The organism is Alsobacter sp. SYSU BS001988 (genome assembly GCF_054796215.1).
Map to the genome: position 1 here is coordinate 14,042 of NZ_JBTAMK010000015.1, position 16,665 is coordinate 30,706.

The window sequence follows — 16,665 nt, forward strand, 5'->3', positions numbered from 1 at the left end:
GCCTACGCCGCTGCAGCCTTAGGGGGTGCGGTTCAGGCCACCCTCTGGGGCGCCTGCGTCCCCTCGGCCGGCCTCGGCTCGCCGCAAATCTCGGCGACCTCCTGAGCGTTGAGCGTCTCCCGCTCGAGCAGGGCTTCGCACAGCCGCTCCAGCAGGTCCCGCCGGTCCTCGACGATGGCCCGGGCGGCCCTGTAGGCGTCCGCCACGATGTTGCGGACCTCCTCGCGGGCGAAGGCCGGCAGTTCTCCGGCGGCGAGCTCGACGCGCGCCATGCCGAGCTTGGGGCTCATGCCCCACTCCGCCACCATGCGGGTGGCGAGGTCGGTGGCGTGGGCGATGTCGGACGCGGCGCCGGTGGTCACCTTGTCGGGACCGAAGACCGCCTCCTCGGCGGCGCGGCCGCCCATGGCGACGACGAGATCGGCGCGCAGCTTGTCGAGCGGCACGCAGATGCGGTCCCTCTCCGGCAGGCGCAGCACCATGCCGAGCGCGCCGCCATGGGGCACGATCGTAGCCGATTGCACCCGGTCGGCCGCCGGCAGGAGGGTCGCGCACAGGGCGTGGCCGGCCTCGTGGACGGCCACCAGGCGCCGTTCCTCGTCGTCCAGCACCAGGCTGCGCCGCTCCAGGCCCATCAGCAGCTTCTTGCGCGCGCCTTCGAAATGCGCGGCGGTGACGAGGCTGGCGCCGTCGCGCGCCGCCAGCACGGCGGCCTCGTTCACCAGGTTGGCGAGGTCCGCCCCGGAGAAGCCCGGCGTCCCCCGCGCGATGGTCTGGAGGTCGACATCGGCGGCGAAAGGCTTGCTGGCCGAATGAACGGCCAGGATCGCCTCGCGCCCGGCGATGAGCGGCAGGCCGACATGGACCTGACGGTCGAACCGGCCCGGCCGCAGCAGCGCCGGATCGAGCACGTCCACCCGGTTCGTCGCGCCGACCACGATGACCCCGGTGGAAGCTTCGAAGCCGTCCATCTCCACCAGCAGCTGATTGAGCGTGGTGTCGTATTCGCGGTCCGCGGCCGAGGCTCCCGCCCCGCGCTTCTTGCCGATGGAATCGAGCTCGTCGATGAACAGGATGCAGGGCGCGCGGCGGCGCGCCTCCCGGAACAGGCGCGCGACGCGGTTCTTCGACATGCCGACGAGAGCGGCGGAGAATTCGCTTCCCGCGACCGCCATGAAGGCGACGCCCGCCTCCCCCGCCAGGGCGCGGGCCAGCAGAGTCTTGCCGGTCCCGGGCGGGCCGACGAGCAGAACCCCATGGGGCGGACGGGCGCCGACCCGCGCGAAGGCGGCCGGGTCCTTGAGGAAGGTGACGATCTCGGCCACTTCGGCCTTCGGCTCGTCCTGCCCGGCGACGTCGCTGAAGCGGCTCGAGACCGACTTGACGACGGCGGGCCAGGACAGCCGACCACGCAGGTCGAGCTGCAGCGCCATCACGACCGCGACAGCGCCCATCAGGAGAGCGGAGGCGACCGCGCCGAGAACGCCGAGCAGGTCGCCGTCGTGACGGGTGAGGTCCACATCGACGCCGGCGCCGGCCAGACGGTCGAGGAAGGCCGAATCCAGAAGGCCGGTCGGCAGGCGGACGAAGGCCGTCGCGCCGCTTTTCTCCACCACCGAGAGGCCTCCGTCGCTGACGGAAACCTTGGCCAGAACCCCGTCCGCCATGGCGCGCGAGAAGCCTGAATAGGACATCTCGGCCGGCTGGGTCCGGAGCGACCATGCGGCGGCTCCGGCGAGGGCGAGGGCGGCCAACAGAACGGCGGCCAGCGTGCGCGCATGGCGATGAGCGCGCCTGCGCAGAAGAGTGAGCGATCGGATCAAGATGCGTCCAGGTCCATGCGTCGGGGGGCGCGACCCGCGTTCTTCACGCGGCTCGCCTGGCGACTGCAAAAACCATGTCACGCCGGGAGAGGCTAGTCCGGCTCTTTACGAAGGCGAAAGGACGCAGCCCGAGCGGACGAAAAACCGATGGGGCGAGGCCTCTCCGGGGCGGAGGCCCCGGAGCCGGGCCCGCGGCCACGCGCTTCAGCGCAATCCAAAAAACGCCAACACGGCGAGAACCACCACGACCAGCCCGACCAGATAGATGATGTTGTTCATGTCGTCCTCCTTCACGCCCCGGAGCTGAAACATTCTCGATGACGGTTTGGTTCAACCCGGCCGCGCCGCAGGCGCGATCGTCGGGACGGCCGGCACCCGCCCAACCTGAAAAAAAGCGCGCCTTATCAAAGGGCCCTTGCAGTCGCGCCCCTGCTGGCCCACCCTTCGCGCCCGAAACCGATCGCGACCCGGCCGGGCGCTTTCGCGCTCCTTCCCCGGCGGTCATCGCCGCAGCTCTCCAGACAAGGCGCATCCCGTGGACCAGACCGCCGCAGCCGACCCCGCCACGATCGACAGCCTCCTCGACCGGGCCGGGACCGGGCCGTTCCAGGCGCGCCTCCTGGGCGTTTTCGGACTGGTCTGGGCGGCGGACGCCATGCAGGTGCTGGCTGTCGGCATCACCGCGCCGAGCGTGGCGGCCTCCTTCGGGTTGACCATCCCGGCCGCTCTGCAGGCCGGGACGGCGTTCTTCCTCGGCATGTTCATCGGCGCGCCGGCCTTCGGCGCCCTGGCGGACAGGATCGGGCGCCGCAACGTCCTGATCGCGACCGTGGGCCTCGACGCCGTGGCGGGGCTGCTCACGGCCTTCGCGCCCAGCTTCGCGGCGCTTGTCGTCCTGCGTTTCGTGACCGGGCTCGCCGTCGGCGGCACGCTTCCGGTCGACTACGCCATGATGGCGGAGGTGCTTCCGGCCAAGAGGCGCGGCCGATGGCTCGTCGGCCTGGAGGGTTTCTGGGCCGTCGGCACCGTCGCGGTTGCTCTGGCCGCGTGGGCGGCGACGTCGGGGGGCGCGGCCGAACCCTGGCGCTGGATCTTCGCGGCGGCGGGCCTTCCGGCGCTGATCGGCATCGGCCTGCGGTTCTGGACGCCCGAATCGCCGTTCTATCTCCTGAAGGCCGGCCGATCCGACGAGGCCAAGGCCGTGCTCAACCGCATCCTGCTGGCCAATGGACGGCCGGCCTTTTCGGGACGGCTCGACGGCGCGGCCTCGCCGCGGATCGGCTTCGCCGGCCTGCTCACCGGCGACCACCGGCGGCGTACGATCGCCGTCCTGGCCACATGGCTCCTGGTGTCGGTGGCCTATTACGGCGTCTTCACCTGGCTCCCGGGGCGCCTGACCGGCCAGGGCTTCGGCTTCGTCAGGGGCTACGGCTTTCTCGTCCTGCTCGCGCTGGCGCAGATCCCGGGCTATGCGCTGGCGGCGGTCGGGGTGGAGGTCTGGGGCCGTCGCCCCACCCTCATCGGGTTCCTGCTCCTCAGCGCGGCGGCTTGCGCGGCCTTCGTCCTCGCCTCCGACGCGACGGCCATCGCGGCCGCCTTGCTCGTGCTCAGCTTCGCGCTTCTGGGCAGCTGGGGCGCGCTCTACGCCTATACGCCCGAGCTCTACCCCACTGCGGCGCGCGCCTCCGGCATGGGTCTCGCCGGCGCGGCGGCCCGGCTGGGCGGCCTTCTGGCGCCGTCGGCGCTCGCGCCCGTGATCGCGATGGGCTTCGAGCCCGCCATGGGGATCTTCGCCGTCCTGCTCATAGGCGCCGCGGGCGCCACCGCCATGATCCCCAGCGAGACGCGCGGGACGCCGCTGGCCTGATCGGGCCGCGCCCGCGCGCCCGCCGGCCGGACCGGGAACTCTGGACCGTGGCCCTCGTTGCTTTCGCAAGCAACCAGAGGAGACGTTCCATGCGGATGAGCTTGTTTGCGGCGCTGTCCGCTGCCGCCCTCTTGGCGGTTCCGTCCGCCGCCCATGCGGTGAAGCGCTCCACCGTGGTCGGCGCCGGCGCGGGCGCGGTCGCCGGCGGCGCGGTGGCGGGACCGGCCGGAGCGGTCGCGGGCGGCGTCGTCGGCGGATATGCGGGATCGCGCTATCACCGGCACAGGCGCGCCGTTCGCCACCGCTGAGCGGGCGCGGCGCTCAGGCCGTTCGGGACGAACCGCTCTTGGGCAGGAACCACGCCAGCAGGCCCACCGCCGGTAGGAACGCGCAGATCCGGTAAACCGCGTCGATCCCGACGCGGTCCGCCACCTCGCCCAGGATGGCGGCCGCCAGGCCGCCGAGGCCGAAGCTCAAGCCGTAGAACAGGCCTCCGATGAGCCCGACGCGGCCGGGCGCCAGGTCCATGGCGTAGATCAGGATGCTGGCGAAGGCGCTCGACATGATCAGGTTGATCACGACGGTGAGGACGCCCGTCCAGAACAGATTCGCATAGGGCAGCATGAGCGCGAAGGGCAGCGCGCCCAGGATCGAGAACCAGATCACGCGGTTGCGGCCCACCCTGTCGCCGATCATCCCGCCGCCCAGCGCGCCGGCGGCGGCGGAGGCCAGGAACAGGAACAGCATTAGCTGCGAGGTCTGGACGGTCACGCCGAAGCGGTCGATCAGATAGAACGTATAGAAGGACGAGAAGCTGGAAGTGTAGGCGTTCTTGGAGAAGAGCAGCACGACCAGGATGGTCATCGCCCAGAGGATGCGCCCGCGCGAGAGCGCCGGCTGCAGGAGAGGCGCCGAGGTCCTGGCCGCCGCGGGGCGGGCTCTGCGGCTCTGCTCGTGGCGCTGCGTCGTCCACACCATCAGGCCCATGGCGACGAGGGCCGCGACCGAGAACCAGGCGATGCTCCCCTGCCCCCGCGGCACGATGACGAAGGCCGCCAGCAGCGGCCCCAGGGCGCTGCCGGTCTGGCCTCCGACCTGAAAGATGCCCTGCGCGAGGCCGTGCTGTCCTCCGGACGCCGTCCGGGCCATGCGGGTCGCTTCGGGATGGAAGATCGACGATCCGAGCCCGACGCAGGCGGCGGCCGCCAGCAGATGCGGATAGCTTCCCGCGAAGGCGAGCCCGATCAGTCCCACCAGCGTGAATCCCATGCCCACCACCATCGAGTGCGGCATGGGGCGCCGGTCCGTGTAGTGGCCCACCAGCGGCTGGAACAGGGACGCGGTGATCTGGAAGGTCAGCGTGATCAGGCCGATCTGGCCGAAGTCGAGGCGATAGGCCGCCTTGATGATCGGGTAGACTGCCGGGATCAGCGACTGGATCAGGTCGTTGAGCAGGTGCGTGGCGCTGAGCGCAACCAGCACGGGCAGGACGGCGCGATGGGAGACGGCGGGCTGGCTTGCGGCGGTCACGATTCGGCTTTTCGGAAAGGACCGGATGCCGGCTGGCGCCCGGTGGGAGGACACGGCCCTTCAGCCATATCCTCTCCGGCGATCCGAGAAAAGCGCTCGCGCGCCGAAAGGCGTCCGAGGCTCAGGCGGCCTTGCCGACCGGCTCGGCTTCGGCCGCGTCCATGGCGCGCATATAGGTGTCGAGCAGGGAGTCGCGCTCGTCGCGCTCCTCCTGGTCCTGCTTCCTGAGCTTGATGATCTCTTTTAGGATCTTGACGTCGAAGCCTTCGCCCTTCGCCTCCGAGAAGACCTCCTTCTTGGCCTCGTTCAGCTCCTGCAGTTCGGCGTCGAGTTGCTCGATGCGCTCGACGAATGAGCGGATGCGCGCGCCGGGAACGCCGATCGTGTCTGTCATGGTGTCCTCCTCCTGAAGCTGATCGGCTCAAATTGGTCGGGAGACGTCACCAGTCTGTTAACCGGCCGAGACCGGCCGCGGGTCGGAAAGGGACGGTCTAGATCGTTCCGACAGCTTGCGCGGCCCGCGCGCCGGCCGGTACCGTCGTCTCTCGGCCCGACAGTCGACCAACCGCATGTCCTGCCCTCTCACCCCGGAGGCGGCGCGATGATCAAGCCTGTCCTGGCCGTCATCCTGCTTTGGCCCGTCGTCCTCGCGATCGCTTCGGCGAGCTTCCTCTATTCGCGATGGGCGGCGAACGCGTCGGGCGAGATCGTGCTCGAGGAGTCCCCGTTCTGCCCTTTTTCGTGATCCGCACCGCGCGCGGCCACACGCTGGCGGTGGTGGAGCGGGAGGATGTGGCCTTGCTGGGCGGATATCAGGCCACCGGAAGGCTGCATGCGCCCGGACGGACCGTCCTGGTGGTGGAGGGACACGGGGCCGTCCCGGTGTTCATCGAGCGGAGCGGCGCGCCCCTCGAACAAGCCATCGCGGCTTTCGAGGCGCGCTGTCCGGACGCCAGCATTCCGCTGACCATCCTGAAATCCGCGCCGGTGCGCCGGGGGATCTGATCAGTCGGTTGCCAGCGCGGGAGCGGCGCCCACCCGCGTCACGGGAGGCGGGTTCCACTTGCCGGTCAACGCGTCCGCGGCCGGCGCGTAGAGACGCATCGTCAAGGAGAACGGACCCTTGGGCGCGGGCAGCCAGTTCGCCTCCTTGTCCTTGCCCGGGTTTTCGCTTTGGACGAGGAGGTCGAGCGAGCCGTCGGGATTGGTGCGGAACGGCATCCAGCTGCTCAGCGCGAACCGGTTCAGCGGATTGGCGACCTGGAAGCCCTGGTCGTCATACAGCGTGACGGACCAGAACGCCTGGGCGGGGGGCATGTCCGCCCGGTCGAAATGCAGCGTATAGGCGCTGTCGCCCCGCAAGGGCTGGCCGTGCGCGTCGGCCAGATTGAGCGGATAGATCGCGTCCTCCGGCAGGTTCGCCCCGAGCCCTTGCTGGCTGACGATGGCGCGTTTCAGGTAGTAATTGCCGTAGACGCCCATCGTGTCCGTGTTCATGGACCAGCCGTTGACGACCCGCGCCAGGGTGCGGATCTTCCAGGTCATCAGGGCCTGGGCGTCGCGCGACGCCGTCTCGAGCGCCTTCTGCACCGCCGGCGCAACCGCCTTCGGGTCGAAGCTGCGGCCCGCCTCGAAGCCGATCCGCTTCATCCGGGCGACGATCGGCTGGTCCGTGGCGTGCGGCGGATGCAGCTTCATGAGCTCGGCGCCGTAGGCGAAGTAAGCCGGCCCCGGCATGGTGTCGACCTGGATCTTCGGCGGCGTCTTCATATCGACCTTGGGATCGATCGGCGCCGCGGCCGCCTTTCGCTCCTTGCCCCATTCGGAGAGGAGCCGGACGTCGTATCCGTCCTGGATCTTGTGGACGGCGTCGTAATCGGCCGGGCCATCGGTCTTCGTGCGGCCGATGATCCAGACATACGGAGTCGGCGCGTCGATCCGCTGCGTTCCCGGCGGCAGTTTCCACTCGTCGAAGCGGTCGCGGACGTCGGGGCGCCAGCCCGGCGCGGCGATCAGATAGGTCGCCGGCGCTGTCCCGGTGGTGCGCCAGCCCGGAGAGGCGAAGACATCGGTCCACATGTCGAGCATGGGCAGCAGATAATAGCGCCCGCCCGTGTCCGGGGCGGAGAGGACCACGGGCTCCTTGGTGAGGTCGATCCAGGCGCTCGAATACAGCGTGTCGAAGTTGGGGCGGACCACGACCCTCATGTCGGCCGGCGGAAAAGTGAGCACGTTGTTAAAGCGGTTCATCGGCCCGCCGATCGCGCCGGGCCTGGCCTCGACATTGGTGAGCTGGCGCCGGGTCAGGTCCATCGTCAGCAGCGGGTAGAGATAGAGATACGCCTCCACCGCGATCTCGCGCGCCTCGGCCTCGGTGACCGGTTCGGCGGCCCCCGCGGGCTGGACCATGGCGGACGCCGCCATCGCGAGCGCGCCGATGACGGAAGCGAAGGATCCCGCGGACGTCCTGGACAGGGAGGCTCTCGAACACGTCCTCGGCATCGTCGACTCCTTCCGGTGGCGGCGAGGCCAAGCCAGCCTCGTCGATCAGGCCGAAGCATAACGCCCGGCGCCGGGAGGATTCTTGATGCGGATCAGCTTCGGGCCGACACTCCGTCAGACCGCCCAAAGCCCACGCTCACGCCCGACCACGTCAACGGTTGAAGTCGAAGGCCTTCACGAGGCTTTCCACCGCGCCGTAGCGGGCGCTGGGCAGCGGGTCGAGCCGATGGCGCTCCCCGATGAGCTTCAGGATCGAGGTCGTGTCGTAGGAGGTGTGGTCCACCTGCCCTTTTCGGGCGAAAGGCGACACCACGATGGTCGGCACCCGTGTCCCCGGCCCGAAGAAGTCGGCCTTGGAGCCTGCCGCCGGCCCCTGCGGCGGGGCGACGTGGTCGAAGAAGCCGCCATTCTCGTCATAGGTGATCACGACGGCGAAGCTGTCCTTCATGGGGCTTTCTTCCATCAGGCGGACGATGCGGGCCACCTCCTGGTCGGCGGGGACCAGATTGGCGTAACCCGGATGCTGGTTGAGCACGCCGATGGGCTTGTAGAAGGTCACGGGCGGAAGCGCGCCCGACTTGATGTCGGCCTCCAAAGTCGAGGCGTCCCGCAGATGCTCGGTGCGCTGGTCCCGGCCCTTCTGGGTGGTCGGGTCGAACCTCGCGAAATAGGCGAAGGGCTGGTGGTGCCACTGGAAGGACTGGCTCTGGAGCAGCTTGTCCTCATCGGGCGTGCGGTCCGACTTGGCGGCGACGGACCAGCCGCCCGAGTACCATGCCCAGGGCACGCCCTTCTCGGTCAGGCGATCGCCGATGGTCACGGCGCGCTGGGGCGGCAGCACGTTCTCGCCCTGCCGGCCGTTGTTGAGGAAGATGGACTGGGTCGTGTTGACGGCGTAGTCGCCGTCGCTCTTGGCCGTGACGCGGCGCTCCGCGACGACGCGGCCTTCCTCGTCGACCTGCGAGCGCTGGCTGTTCGGGGGATCGGGCCAGGACGGGGCGCAGGAGCAGACCAGCCAGATGTGGTTGAGGAAGGATCCGCCGAACGCGCCCATGAAGAAGTTGTCGAGCAGCGTGTTGTCGCGGGCGAGGCGCCAGATGGCGGTTTCCTTCATGTCGGCCGCGCCGTAGTAGCTCATCGACAGCGCCTTCGCGTCCGAATAGGCCGCAAAGAGGTCGTTCTTGCCCCCGTGGATCTGGGTGCGGTTGGTGTAGAAGGCGTGGATCAGGTCGCGCGTATGGGCGGCGGCCGTGACGCCCGGGCGCACCCCGACGGCCGGAAAGGGCCGGTTCGGCAGGCCCTCCAGGTTCGCCACGGCGCGCAACTCCGGCGGGTTCTCAGGCCGGTCGAACGGCTTGGCGATCGACGGAAGGGTTTCGAAGGGCTTGCCGTCGCGGTCGCGCTGGATCGCGGCGTCGCCGGCCTGGGAGAGGCCATTGGCGCCGGGGAACTCCCCGAAGAGATTGTCGAAGCTGCGGTTCTCCAGATAGAGCACGACGATGTGCGAGAGCCTGTCGACGCCCTTGGCGGAGCGCGACGCGCCGTCCTGGGCCATGCCGGGCGATGCCGCCAGAAGCGAAGTCCCCAGCAACAAGGCCTTGAATGCACCGGCGCGGCTCATGGCGTGCTCCTTCCCCGAACTCTTTCGATGTCTCTTTTGCAGCAGCAAAGCCCTGCCGCCGTGCATTTGCAAGCGGCCCGATCGCGCTTTCCCGGTTGCCTGCGCCTCGCGAGATGGTCCAAGTGGCGCTTTCGCCGCAGGAGCCAGTCCCCGCATGACCTTCAACACGGCCGCCGCTGTCCTGGACTGGTTGGGCGTGATCGTCTTCGCCATCTCGGGCGCGCTCGTCGGCTCGCGCAAGCAGATGGACATCGTCGGCTTCGCCCTGATGGGCACCGTCACGGGCGTCGGGGGCGGCTCGATCCGGGACGTCCTGCTGGGGACGTCGCCCGTGTTCTGGGTGCAGGAGCCGGCCTATCTGGTCGTGTGCGTCCTGGTGTCGGCCTCGGTCTTCTTCGCCGCGCACCTGCCGCAATCGCGCTACCGGCTGCTGCTCTGGTTCGACGCGGTCGGGCTCGCGCTCTTCGCCGTGACGGGGGCGGAGCGCGCCCTTTTGGCGGAGGCCGGCGCCACCGCGGCCGTCGTCATGGGGGTGATCACGGCGACCTTCGGCGGCGTCATCCGCGACGTGCTCGGCGCCGAGATGCCGGTCGTGCTCAGCCGCGAGGTCTATGTCACGGCGGCGCTGTGCGGAGCCGCGCTCTTCGTCGCCATGTCGCTGGCCGGGCTGCCGCGCGAAATCTCGATCCTGCTCGGGTTTGGGGCCGGGCTCCTGGTGCGCGGAGCCGCGCTGCATTGGGGCTGGTCGCTGCCGCGCTACCGCGGGCGGCCCGGACGCACGCTGGAGGAGATCAAGCGGCTGGATTGAAGGGTCGGCGGGGCCGGCGCATTTTCGTCCCAAACAGCCCGTTTCATGCCGCGTCCATTACGTCCAAGGGGGGACCATGTCTGCTGATCCGCACACGTCCATGGCGCAGCGGCTCCTGAGGCTCCGGCCCGGGCTCGGCGCAGAGAGGCTGCAGCCGAACGCGGGTCAGCCGCGTCGCAGGCGCTATGCGCCCGACATCGAGACGGGCCCGCTGGTCGCCGGAGCGATGGTGCTCGGCGTGCCCCTGCTGGTCTGGCTGGCGCTGATCCTCGGCTCGGACGGCGTCCGCAATCTGGGCGTGACCTCCTTCGGGGTCCTGGTCGTCGTGCTGTTCGCGTGGGGCTTCATCTATGAGGTCAACCGCTTGAGCCGGCTGCCTTGAGAGACCTCGATTTGATTGGGAGCGCATGACGTCTTAGGATGCCTCCAGATGCGGCATGTTCCTTCCCCCAAGGGAACCTGATCCGATGCGAAGCTTGATCCTGCTCACCGCCGCTGCGCTGGCCCTTCCGGCGACGGCGCAGGCCCGTCCCGTGTGCGGCCCGACGGAATTCTATCGGCCGAGTCAGAACGCGTGCGCCAGCAAGGCGGCGAACGCGGCTCTGTATCGGCAGCACGGCGTGCGGGCGCCCCAGCACGAGCGCCGCGCCGTCGCCACGGCGGCCGGCGCGCTCGCGGTCGGATCCATCACCGGTCCGGCCTCCGCCAAGCAGGCGGCCAAGACGGTCGTGATCTGCATGACCGAGGAATGCGTGCAGCGGCAGGAGCAGGGCGAATGAGGCGGCCTTCAGGCGCGACGTGAGGGAGGGCCCGCAGCGGCCGGGTCACTGTCTCCGGTCCCGTCGTGTCGCGCCGGTCGTCATCATGTGGCCGGGCGCATAGCCCGACGCGCCGGGACCCTCGAGGCCTGGGCGGAGCTGACCGACGCCGTCGCGAGGGGGACGCCCGCCAGGGTTGGACGGATCGAAAACGCCTGCGGCGCCGGCCCGTTCCGAGGCGCGGCAGGCGCTTAACGGATCAAAAACCTTAACGGACCGCAGCGCGCAACGGATCAGGGACGCCAGGGTTGTTGGCGCATGTCGAAACCGCCCGCGCCTCGACCGACCCACAGATCCCTGCAGCTCCTCTGGAAAGAGGTTTTCGGCGATGCGAGCCCGCCCGCGCCCGAGCCCCTCGTGCTCCATGTGTCACGGGGCCTCCTGAGAATGTCGCCCCTCGGCGAACTGCGGGCCGCCCGCCCCGGGTCGCCCTGGCCCGAAGGGCGGCGGGCGACCAGTTGACGCCAGGCCGGCCGCGCCGCGGGCGTCAATCGATCTCCAGGACGCGGATGACGTCCAGGATGGCGGTCAGATACTCGGCTTTCGATTGCGGCGACAACCGATCCCACAGGTCGTTGGACAGCCCGAAGCCGTAGCGGGCCACGATCTCCAGCCGCATCTCGTCGAAGGTGCGGTCTTCTTGTCCCTTGGCGGTGGTGATGGTCGCTGCAGTCAAAGTCGAGCCTTTCCAAGGTCCGGGGCATGAGCCGCCACTTCGTGGGCCGATTCGGGCGAGGACGAGGCTGAACCTTGGCCTTCCGCCGCGAGATCTCGCAAAGCCGCGCCGGTTTTCTTCCCTCCGGCCGAATCCGCGTCCGGCGGTGTGCTATGGAAGCGTCCGAGACCACGAAAGGACCCATCATGAGCAAGACGCCGAAGTCGAGCGCCCAGGGCGACTCCGAAGCGATGCGGATCTATGAGCGGATGAAGGAGGAAGAACAGCGCAAGGCGGAGGCCAAGGAGAAGGCCAAGGCGGGAAAGAAGGTGACGCTGCCGCGCCTGAAATTCATGGAAGACAAGTAGCGCCCCTCGTCCGGGCGCCGCCCCGGGCCTGGCGCCCTGCTGACCGTGGCGGGCATGAAGGCCGTCCCGACCAAGGACAATGGCCGAAGGCCGCCCGCCCTACGGCGCTCCCACAGCCCCGCAGGCGCGCGCATCATTACGGCGCGCCGCATTTGTCGGCGCGCGGCGACCGGAGCCGGTTCGGCGCCGATCGGGGGGCAGGCGCCGCGACAGACTGCAGGTCCGTCTTGGCCCGCCGAGCCTTGGACGGCGCCCTGCCCCAACTCTTGTGGTCCAGGACTCTCAAGATCGCCTGCGCATCCAGCTCTGTCAGAGACCTGACACGGCGCAGAACGCCTGCGTCGTTGGGATGAACCATTCGGCGGGACCGTCCCAACTCGGCGTCGACGGCGCGCCGCAGCCCGACCCAGGACGGGTGGCCATAGGACCGCATCGCGCGCCTTATCGCGTCAGCCTGGGCTTCCAGATCCTCTCCGGCCAAGCCAGCGTCGCGGGGTTGGCCTTCGTTCTCCTCCTCGCGCGAGGGGTGACGGTGGGATGAGCGGGCGTCTTCAGCCAGGGTCATCACGAGCGCTCCCAGATCGGCGAGTTGAGCCGAAAGCACGTAGAGAACGCTGGCGAGCGCATTCGCCTGCTCCTTCTCCATGTCCAACCTTTCTTGTCGGGGCTTGAAGGAAAACTGAAGGATGGAAGAGTGGCAACGCGCCGCAAGTTCAGGCGGCGATTGTAAATCGTCAATATATCGTCAGATCTAGCCTGAGAGCCGCGCCCATCAAGACGCAGATGCGACGGTTGCTCCAGCCGCGATGTCGGGCGACGCGCCGACAGCCGCTCGTGACGAGGCCAGCAGCATGCTGCACGGGCAGGCGGCCCTAAGGCTTAGGCCAACTGGCCGAGGCGCTCAGCATTGACAATACAGCAAACACAATTCTTTAATCGAGATCACCCGCATCGGTGAGAGAGGATCGCACCATGAGGAGCGTCGGGCCGCCCACCGGCCATCGGTGGCCGAGGACAAGGCGGGAACGGACATTCGGAGCGACCGAACCCCTCCAGGATCGCGACCGATCAGGCGCCGAGCATGAACGCGACGAAGCGCCCCGCCTGCCACCAGAGCGCCGCCCCTAAGGGAGCCAGAGCCAGTACGAGCGTCCGCATTGCGCCACCTGGACTTGCAGAGAGTCCGACTGAGTTACGACCGTTCGCATTCGGCCACATGTGACAGTGCCGGTCGAGACCTTAATAAACCCTGAACACAGAATATCCAAAGCCGGTTCCATCGAAAAATCGGCGTCGGCCAGGCGCGGCGCTCGTCACTCGGCGCCGCCGGTTTTGAGCAAGCCACGTCTTGCGCAGTCGGACGCCAGGGAACGCGGTCGCGACTGGCGGCCAGCTTCGACGCGAACCCCGCTTCGGGCGGGGAAGCCTGTCATGTCAGGACGGACCAGGCCCACTTCATCGCATCCAGGATCAAAGATAGCGCAAAGCTGTAGACAACGATCGCCCAGTCCAGCGCGACTGCGGCGAGCGCGAGCACTATTGCGACCGTTGCAAGCATTCGTCCGCCCCGCTTCAATGAATTGAGCCACTGGGCTGGCGCGTTTCTGGCGTAAAAATCGCGATCCAACATGGCTGACTCCCTGACGGGCCGCGCTTGCGTCCTGACTACTCTTTCTACCACAGCGGCTCATTAATTCAAATACAGCCTTGGTATGCCCGTTTCCGCTCAGTGAACTTGCCCCGCTCCTGGCGGATTTGGGCCGTTACGGCTGTCCATCAATCGGCCGAAACGCTCCTTGACGGAAAGGATGGGGCAGGCGCTCCCCGGCGATCAAACCCCGCAAGCGGATTCCAACAAGGATTGAACGAAGATCCCACATGGGATGATTTACGCCATTCAGGGGCTGCTCATCGCGTGGGCGCCAGAGAGCTTAGTATAAACGGTGTATGAACCTTCCTAGTCAGACCGGTTTATTGACGCTCCCGCTCGTTTATCGACTTATCGACTTTCTCATTGATAGGCATACGAGGGCAGAATGTTACAGGATCCAGACTGCCTTTTTTCAGGTGATCAGATCCGCCCCGAGCGCCTCAAACCCCGATCGCCGGCCTACGACCTGTTCAAGAGGATGGCTGACGTGGCGCTCGTTGTGATCGTCGCGCCTGCAGCCTGTCTCGTCGTCGCCTTCGCCGCCTTGGCCATCCTGCTGCTGATGGGCCGCCCCGTCTTCTTCGTTCAGGACCGGGTGGGGTTGCGCGGCCGCGTCTTTAAGATGGTCAAGCTGCGGTCGATGTCGAACCCCGAGAAGGCGTCATGTCCCGCCAACGCCACGCTGTGCAACGATCCCCGCGTCACGCGGCTGGGCCGGCTCTTGCGCACCAGCCATGTCGACGAGTTGCCGCAGCTGTGGAACATCGCCACGGGCGACATGACTCTGATCGGGCCCCGGCCCGAACAGCCCCATCTCGTGGCCCTCTATGAGTCCCACATCCCCGGCTATGGCTTGCGTCACGAGGTGAAGCCCGGTTTGTCCGGCTGGTCGCAGGTCCGTTACGGATATGCAGCCGACCTGCACGAAACCAGGCAGAAGGTGCAGTACGACTTCTACTACCTCGAGAATTACGGGCTCTGGCTGGACATCAAGATCATGGTCCTGACCTGCCTGGTCTACCTTAACCCCCGTTACGTACGGTAGTCTGCCAAGCGATCAAGGACCGCGGCCGGCCTCCCGCCCCGCCGCGGTCCGTCGCCCGCCGCCCCCCCCCGGCCCCGCCGACCGCAAAGACAGTCCGATTCTGTCCGGTCTAAGCGCGGGCTCCGCTGAAGGCGGCCAGACCCGATCGGTCCGTCCGATGCTCGATTCGGGTGAAAACGCCCTTTTTGTCGCCACGATTTTCGCCGCAAGCGCCAGGACGGCCCGCTGGTGGGGATAGTTTTCCACAGGCTGTACAGCTCGCGCCGGGCGCCCATGTCGGGCTGCGCCAGCGCGCCGGCGAGACCTCGAGGGCGGCGCGGGGCCAGCCCGCCCCCTTCCTAGGCTGTTTGGGCTAAGCCCCCCTCCCCTCTTCGCAAATCCCGAGTTGCTGGTTTGCGGCGCGCCAGTTTTCGGCGCGCTGAGGCCCGCCTGACGCCGCCCCCTGACAGACAGGCAGGCGGACCGCGCTTCATCGATGTCGTTAACCATACGTGGTGCAGAATCAGGCACGGTCTTGCCGGACACATTTCGTTCGACATCTGCACCTAGGCAGTAAGGCGATCGATAAGGATCGGTTTGACCCTCTTAGCCGAGGGTTCAAAGGAGGCACGATGACCTATCTACCGTCAAACTGGACACCCTCGACTTCTTTCAGCGACACATTTGCCGTAGACGGCTCAAACACTTGGAAGGTCGACGCTGACAAAGCGTACCAATTCTCTTCGCCGGACAATAATCTGCATCACTACGAGGTTCACAGCGGGGACGTTTTTTCGAAGCCCGGCTATTCCGACCCGGCGACTGCGGAGCGCGCGGAGGCCTACAACAGCCAATACTGGCAGGACGGCTCCTCGATACAGTTCAGCTACGACTTCATGGTCGATCCTGGCGCGAAGAACACCGCCAAGTGGATGGTGCTCGGTCAGCTTCATGCCGACGTGAACGAGTCGCCTCCGATCGCGGTGGCGTTCGACGGCAATGACCACATGAAGATCACCGGAAACTACACCGACGCCAACGGCAACGTGGTGTACCGCACGCTCTACGAAGACACCGCCGACATCAGCCGCGGCCGGTGGTACGACATGAAGTTCGACATCAAGTTCGATGGAACGAACACCGGACATGCCTATGTCTGGCGCGACGGTGTCGAGATCGTCCATTACGATGGCCAACTCGGCTACGCCAACCAGACCAAGACCTATTGGCGCGAAGGCATCTACCGCGAGGCTTCCGCGGAAACGACGGTCGTGAGCTACAAGAATTTCGACGTCGCCCCGTTCCAGTCGTCGTCCACGACCTCGACAGACGCCACGACCTCGGCGGGAAGCGCGACGTCGTCCGGAAGCACTGCCTCGACGACGACGTCGGCGCCGCCTTCCACCGGCGCAGTGGCCCCGCCGGCGGGCGGCGCCGGGACTTCGACGAGCACGGCTCCCGCCGCGACCGATGCGGCCGCGCCGACCACGATCACTGGCGGCAGCGGTGACGACGCCCTCGTCGGCACATCGGCGAACAACGTGATCAACGGGCTGAGCGGCAATGACCGGCTCATCGGCAACGGCGGCGACGACGTTTTGACCGGCGGAGCGGGCAAGGATACGTTCGTCCTGTCGACGGGCCACGCCCAGATCACCGACTTCAACGGGAACAGCGACTGGCTTGAATTGAACAGCGCGTCGTTCAGCAAACTCGCCAAGGGCGGGCTCAACGCTTCGAATTTCGTGCTTGGAAACCATGCGGTCGACTCGAACGACTATCTGATCTACGACCGGCCGACGGGAAAGCTCTACTATGATGCGGACGGATCCGGATCCGGCGCACAGGTCGAGATCGCGACGCTCGGAAGCAACACGAAGCTGGTGCCCAGCGACTTCTGGATCGCCTGATCCATAGCCGGGCGGATTCTCGCCCGCAGGGCTAACCCATGCGCCGCAGCCAGTGCTGAAGCCTGGCTGCGGCGTTTGCTTGAAGCTG

General features: G+C 67.7%; 19 protein-coding genes. 11 read left to right on the plus strand and 8 right to left on the minus strand.

What is annotated here, in order from left to right:
• Positions 1 to 32: 32 nt before the first annotated feature.
• On the minus strand, positions 33 to 1,823 hold the full coding sequence (locus ACYVO7_RS20815) for an ATP-dependent metallopeptidase FtsH/Yme1/Tma family protein (protein ID WP_460451705.1): 1,791 nt from the start codon (positions 1,821 to 1,823) through the stop codon (positions 33 to 35).
• 535 nt (positions 1,824 to 2,358) lie between these two features.
• Between ACYVO7_RS20815 and ACYVO7_RS20820 the strand changes: the two genes are divergently transcribed.
• On the plus strand, positions 2,359 to 3,690 hold the full coding sequence (locus ACYVO7_RS20820) for an MFS transporter (protein ID WP_460451706.1): 1,332 nt from the start codon (positions 2,359 to 2,361) through the stop codon (positions 3,688 to 3,690).
• 89 nt (positions 3,691 to 3,779) lie between these two features.
• The gene (locus ACYVO7_RS20825) at positions 3,780 to 3,998 is read left to right on the plus strand and encodes a hypothetical protein (protein WP_460451707.1); all 219 of its coding nucleotides are present in this window, start codon (positions 3,780 to 3,782) and stop codon (positions 3,996 to 3,998) included.
• Positions 3,999 to 4,011: 13 nt separating this feature from the next.
• On the opposite strand, the gene ACYVO7_RS20830 is transcribed toward ACYVO7_RS20825, so the two are convergent.
• A complete protein-coding gene (locus tag ACYVO7_RS20830) occupies positions 4,012 to 5,220 on the minus strand; it encodes an MFS transporter (RefSeq protein WP_460451708.1) in 1,209 nt (402 codons plus the stop codon).
• A 121-nt stretch (positions 5,221 to 5,341) separates the two neighbouring features.
• Complete coding sequence (locus tag ACYVO7_RS20835; RefSeq protein WP_460451709.1) at positions 5,342 to 5,614, minus strand: DUF2312 domain-containing protein; 273 nt, start codon at positions 5,612 to 5,614, stop codon at positions 5,342 to 5,344.
• A 207-nt stretch (positions 5,615 to 5,821) separates the two neighbouring features.
• Between ACYVO7_RS20835 and ACYVO7_RS20840 the strand changes: the two genes are divergently transcribed.
• Both ACYVO7_RS20840 and ACYVO7_RS20845 read left to right on the plus strand, forming a co-directional pair.
• Positions 5,822 to 5,965, plus strand: a complete 144-nt coding sequence (locus ACYVO7_RS20840; RefSeq protein WP_460451710.1) for a hypothetical protein — start codon at positions 5,822 to 5,824, stop codon at positions 5,963 to 5,965.
• On the plus strand, positions 5,962 to 6,225 hold the full coding sequence (locus ACYVO7_RS20845; protein ID WP_460451711.1) for a hypothetical protein: 264 nt from the start codon (positions 5,962 to 5,964) through the stop codon (positions 6,223 to 6,225). The genes ACYVO7_RS20840 and ACYVO7_RS20845 overlap by 4 nt, the downstream gene beginning before the upstream one ends.
• Here the strand turns inward: ACYVO7_RS20845 and ACYVO7_RS20850 are convergent, their stop codons facing one another.
• Positions 6,226 to 7,629 (minus strand): DUF1254 domain-containing protein, encoded by a 1,404-nt coding sequence (locus tag ACYVO7_RS20850; RefSeq protein ID WP_460451712.1) that lies wholly within the window; start codon positions 7,627 to 7,629, stop codon positions 6,226 to 6,228.
• On the opposite strand from ACYVO7_RS20850, the gene ACYVO7_RS20855 reads away from it, so the two are divergent.
• Positions 7,628 to 7,783 (plus strand): hypothetical protein, encoded by a 156-nt coding sequence (locus ACYVO7_RS20855; protein ID WP_460451713.1) that lies wholly within the window; start codon positions 7,628 to 7,630, stop codon positions 7,781 to 7,783. The two genes, ACYVO7_RS20850 and ACYVO7_RS20855, sit on opposite strands and share 2 nt — an antisense overlap.
• A 90-nt stretch (positions 7,784 to 7,873) precedes the next feature.
• Here the strand turns inward: ACYVO7_RS20855 and ACYVO7_RS20860 are convergent, their stop codons facing one another.
• Positions 7,874 to 9,343: an alkaline phosphatase family protein gene (locus ACYVO7_RS20860; protein WP_460451714.1), complete on the minus strand. Its 1,470-nt coding sequence runs from the start codon at positions 9,341 to 9,343 to the stop codon at positions 7,874 to 7,876.
• A gap of 154 nt (positions 9,344 to 9,497) precedes the next feature.
• On the opposite strand from ACYVO7_RS20860, the gene ACYVO7_RS20865 reads away from it, so the two are divergent.
• The 3 genes from ACYVO7_RS20865 (at position 9,498) to ACYVO7_RS20875 (ending at position 10,930) form a co-directional block, all read left to right on the plus strand.
• A complete protein-coding gene (locus ACYVO7_RS20865) occupies positions 9,498 to 10,151 on the plus strand; it encodes a trimeric intracellular cation channel family protein (RefSeq protein WP_460451715.1) in 654 nt (217 codons plus the stop codon).
• A 76-nt stretch (positions 10,152 to 10,227) separates the two neighbouring features.
• Entirely contained in the window at positions 10,228 to 10,533 is a 306-nt protein-coding gene (locus ACYVO7_RS20870; protein ID WP_460451716.1) for a hypothetical protein, read from the plus strand.
• Between the two features lie 85 nt (positions 10,534 to 10,618).
• On the plus strand, positions 10,619 to 10,930 hold the full coding sequence (locus ACYVO7_RS20875; protein ID WP_460451717.1) for a hypothetical protein: 312 nt from the start codon (positions 10,619 to 10,621) through the stop codon (positions 10,928 to 10,930).
• 526 nt (positions 10,931 to 11,456) lie between these two features.
• Here ACYVO7_RS20875 and ACYVO7_RS20880 read toward each other — a convergent pair.
• Positions 11,457 to 11,645, minus strand: coding sequence for a hypothetical protein (locus ACYVO7_RS20880; RefSeq protein WP_460451718.1), 189 nt, complete (start codon positions 11,643 to 11,645; stop codon positions 11,457 to 11,459).
• 185 nt (positions 11,646 to 11,830) lie between these two features.
• On the opposite strand from ACYVO7_RS20880, the gene ACYVO7_RS20885 reads away from it, so the two are divergent.
• Complete coding sequence (locus ACYVO7_RS20885) at positions 11,831 to 11,992, plus strand: hypothetical protein (protein WP_460451719.1); 162 nt, start codon at positions 11,831 to 11,833, stop codon at positions 11,990 to 11,992.
• Between the two features lie 136 nt (positions 11,993 to 12,128).
• Here the strand turns inward: ACYVO7_RS20885 and ACYVO7_RS20890 are convergent, their stop codons facing one another.
• Positions 12,129 to 12,638 carry a hypothetical protein gene (locus ACYVO7_RS20890; RefSeq protein WP_460451720.1) on the minus strand — a complete coding sequence of 170 codons (510 nt, stop codon included), beginning with the start codon at positions 12,636 to 12,638 and terminating at the stop codon, positions 12,129 to 12,131.
• A 783-nt stretch (positions 12,639 to 13,421) separates the two neighbouring features.
• Entirely contained in the window at positions 13,422 to 13,622 is a 201-nt protein-coding gene (locus tag ACYVO7_RS20895; RefSeq protein ID WP_460451721.1) for a hypothetical protein, read from the minus strand.
• Between the two features lie 406 nt (positions 13,623 to 14,028).
• Here ACYVO7_RS20895 and ACYVO7_RS20900 point away from each other — a divergent pair, with 406 nt between their 5' ends.
• On the plus strand, positions 14,029 to 14,688 hold the full coding sequence (locus ACYVO7_RS20900; protein ID WP_460451722.1) for a sugar transferase: 660 nt from the start codon (positions 14,029 to 14,031) through the stop codon (positions 14,686 to 14,688).
• Between the two features lie 611 nt (positions 14,689 to 15,299).
• Positions 15,300 to 16,577, plus strand: coding sequence for a heparin lyase I family protein (locus ACYVO7_RS20905; protein WP_460451723.1), 1,278 nt, complete (start codon positions 15,300 to 15,302; stop codon positions 16,575 to 16,577).
• Positions 16,578 to 16,665: the final 88 nt, after the last annotated feature.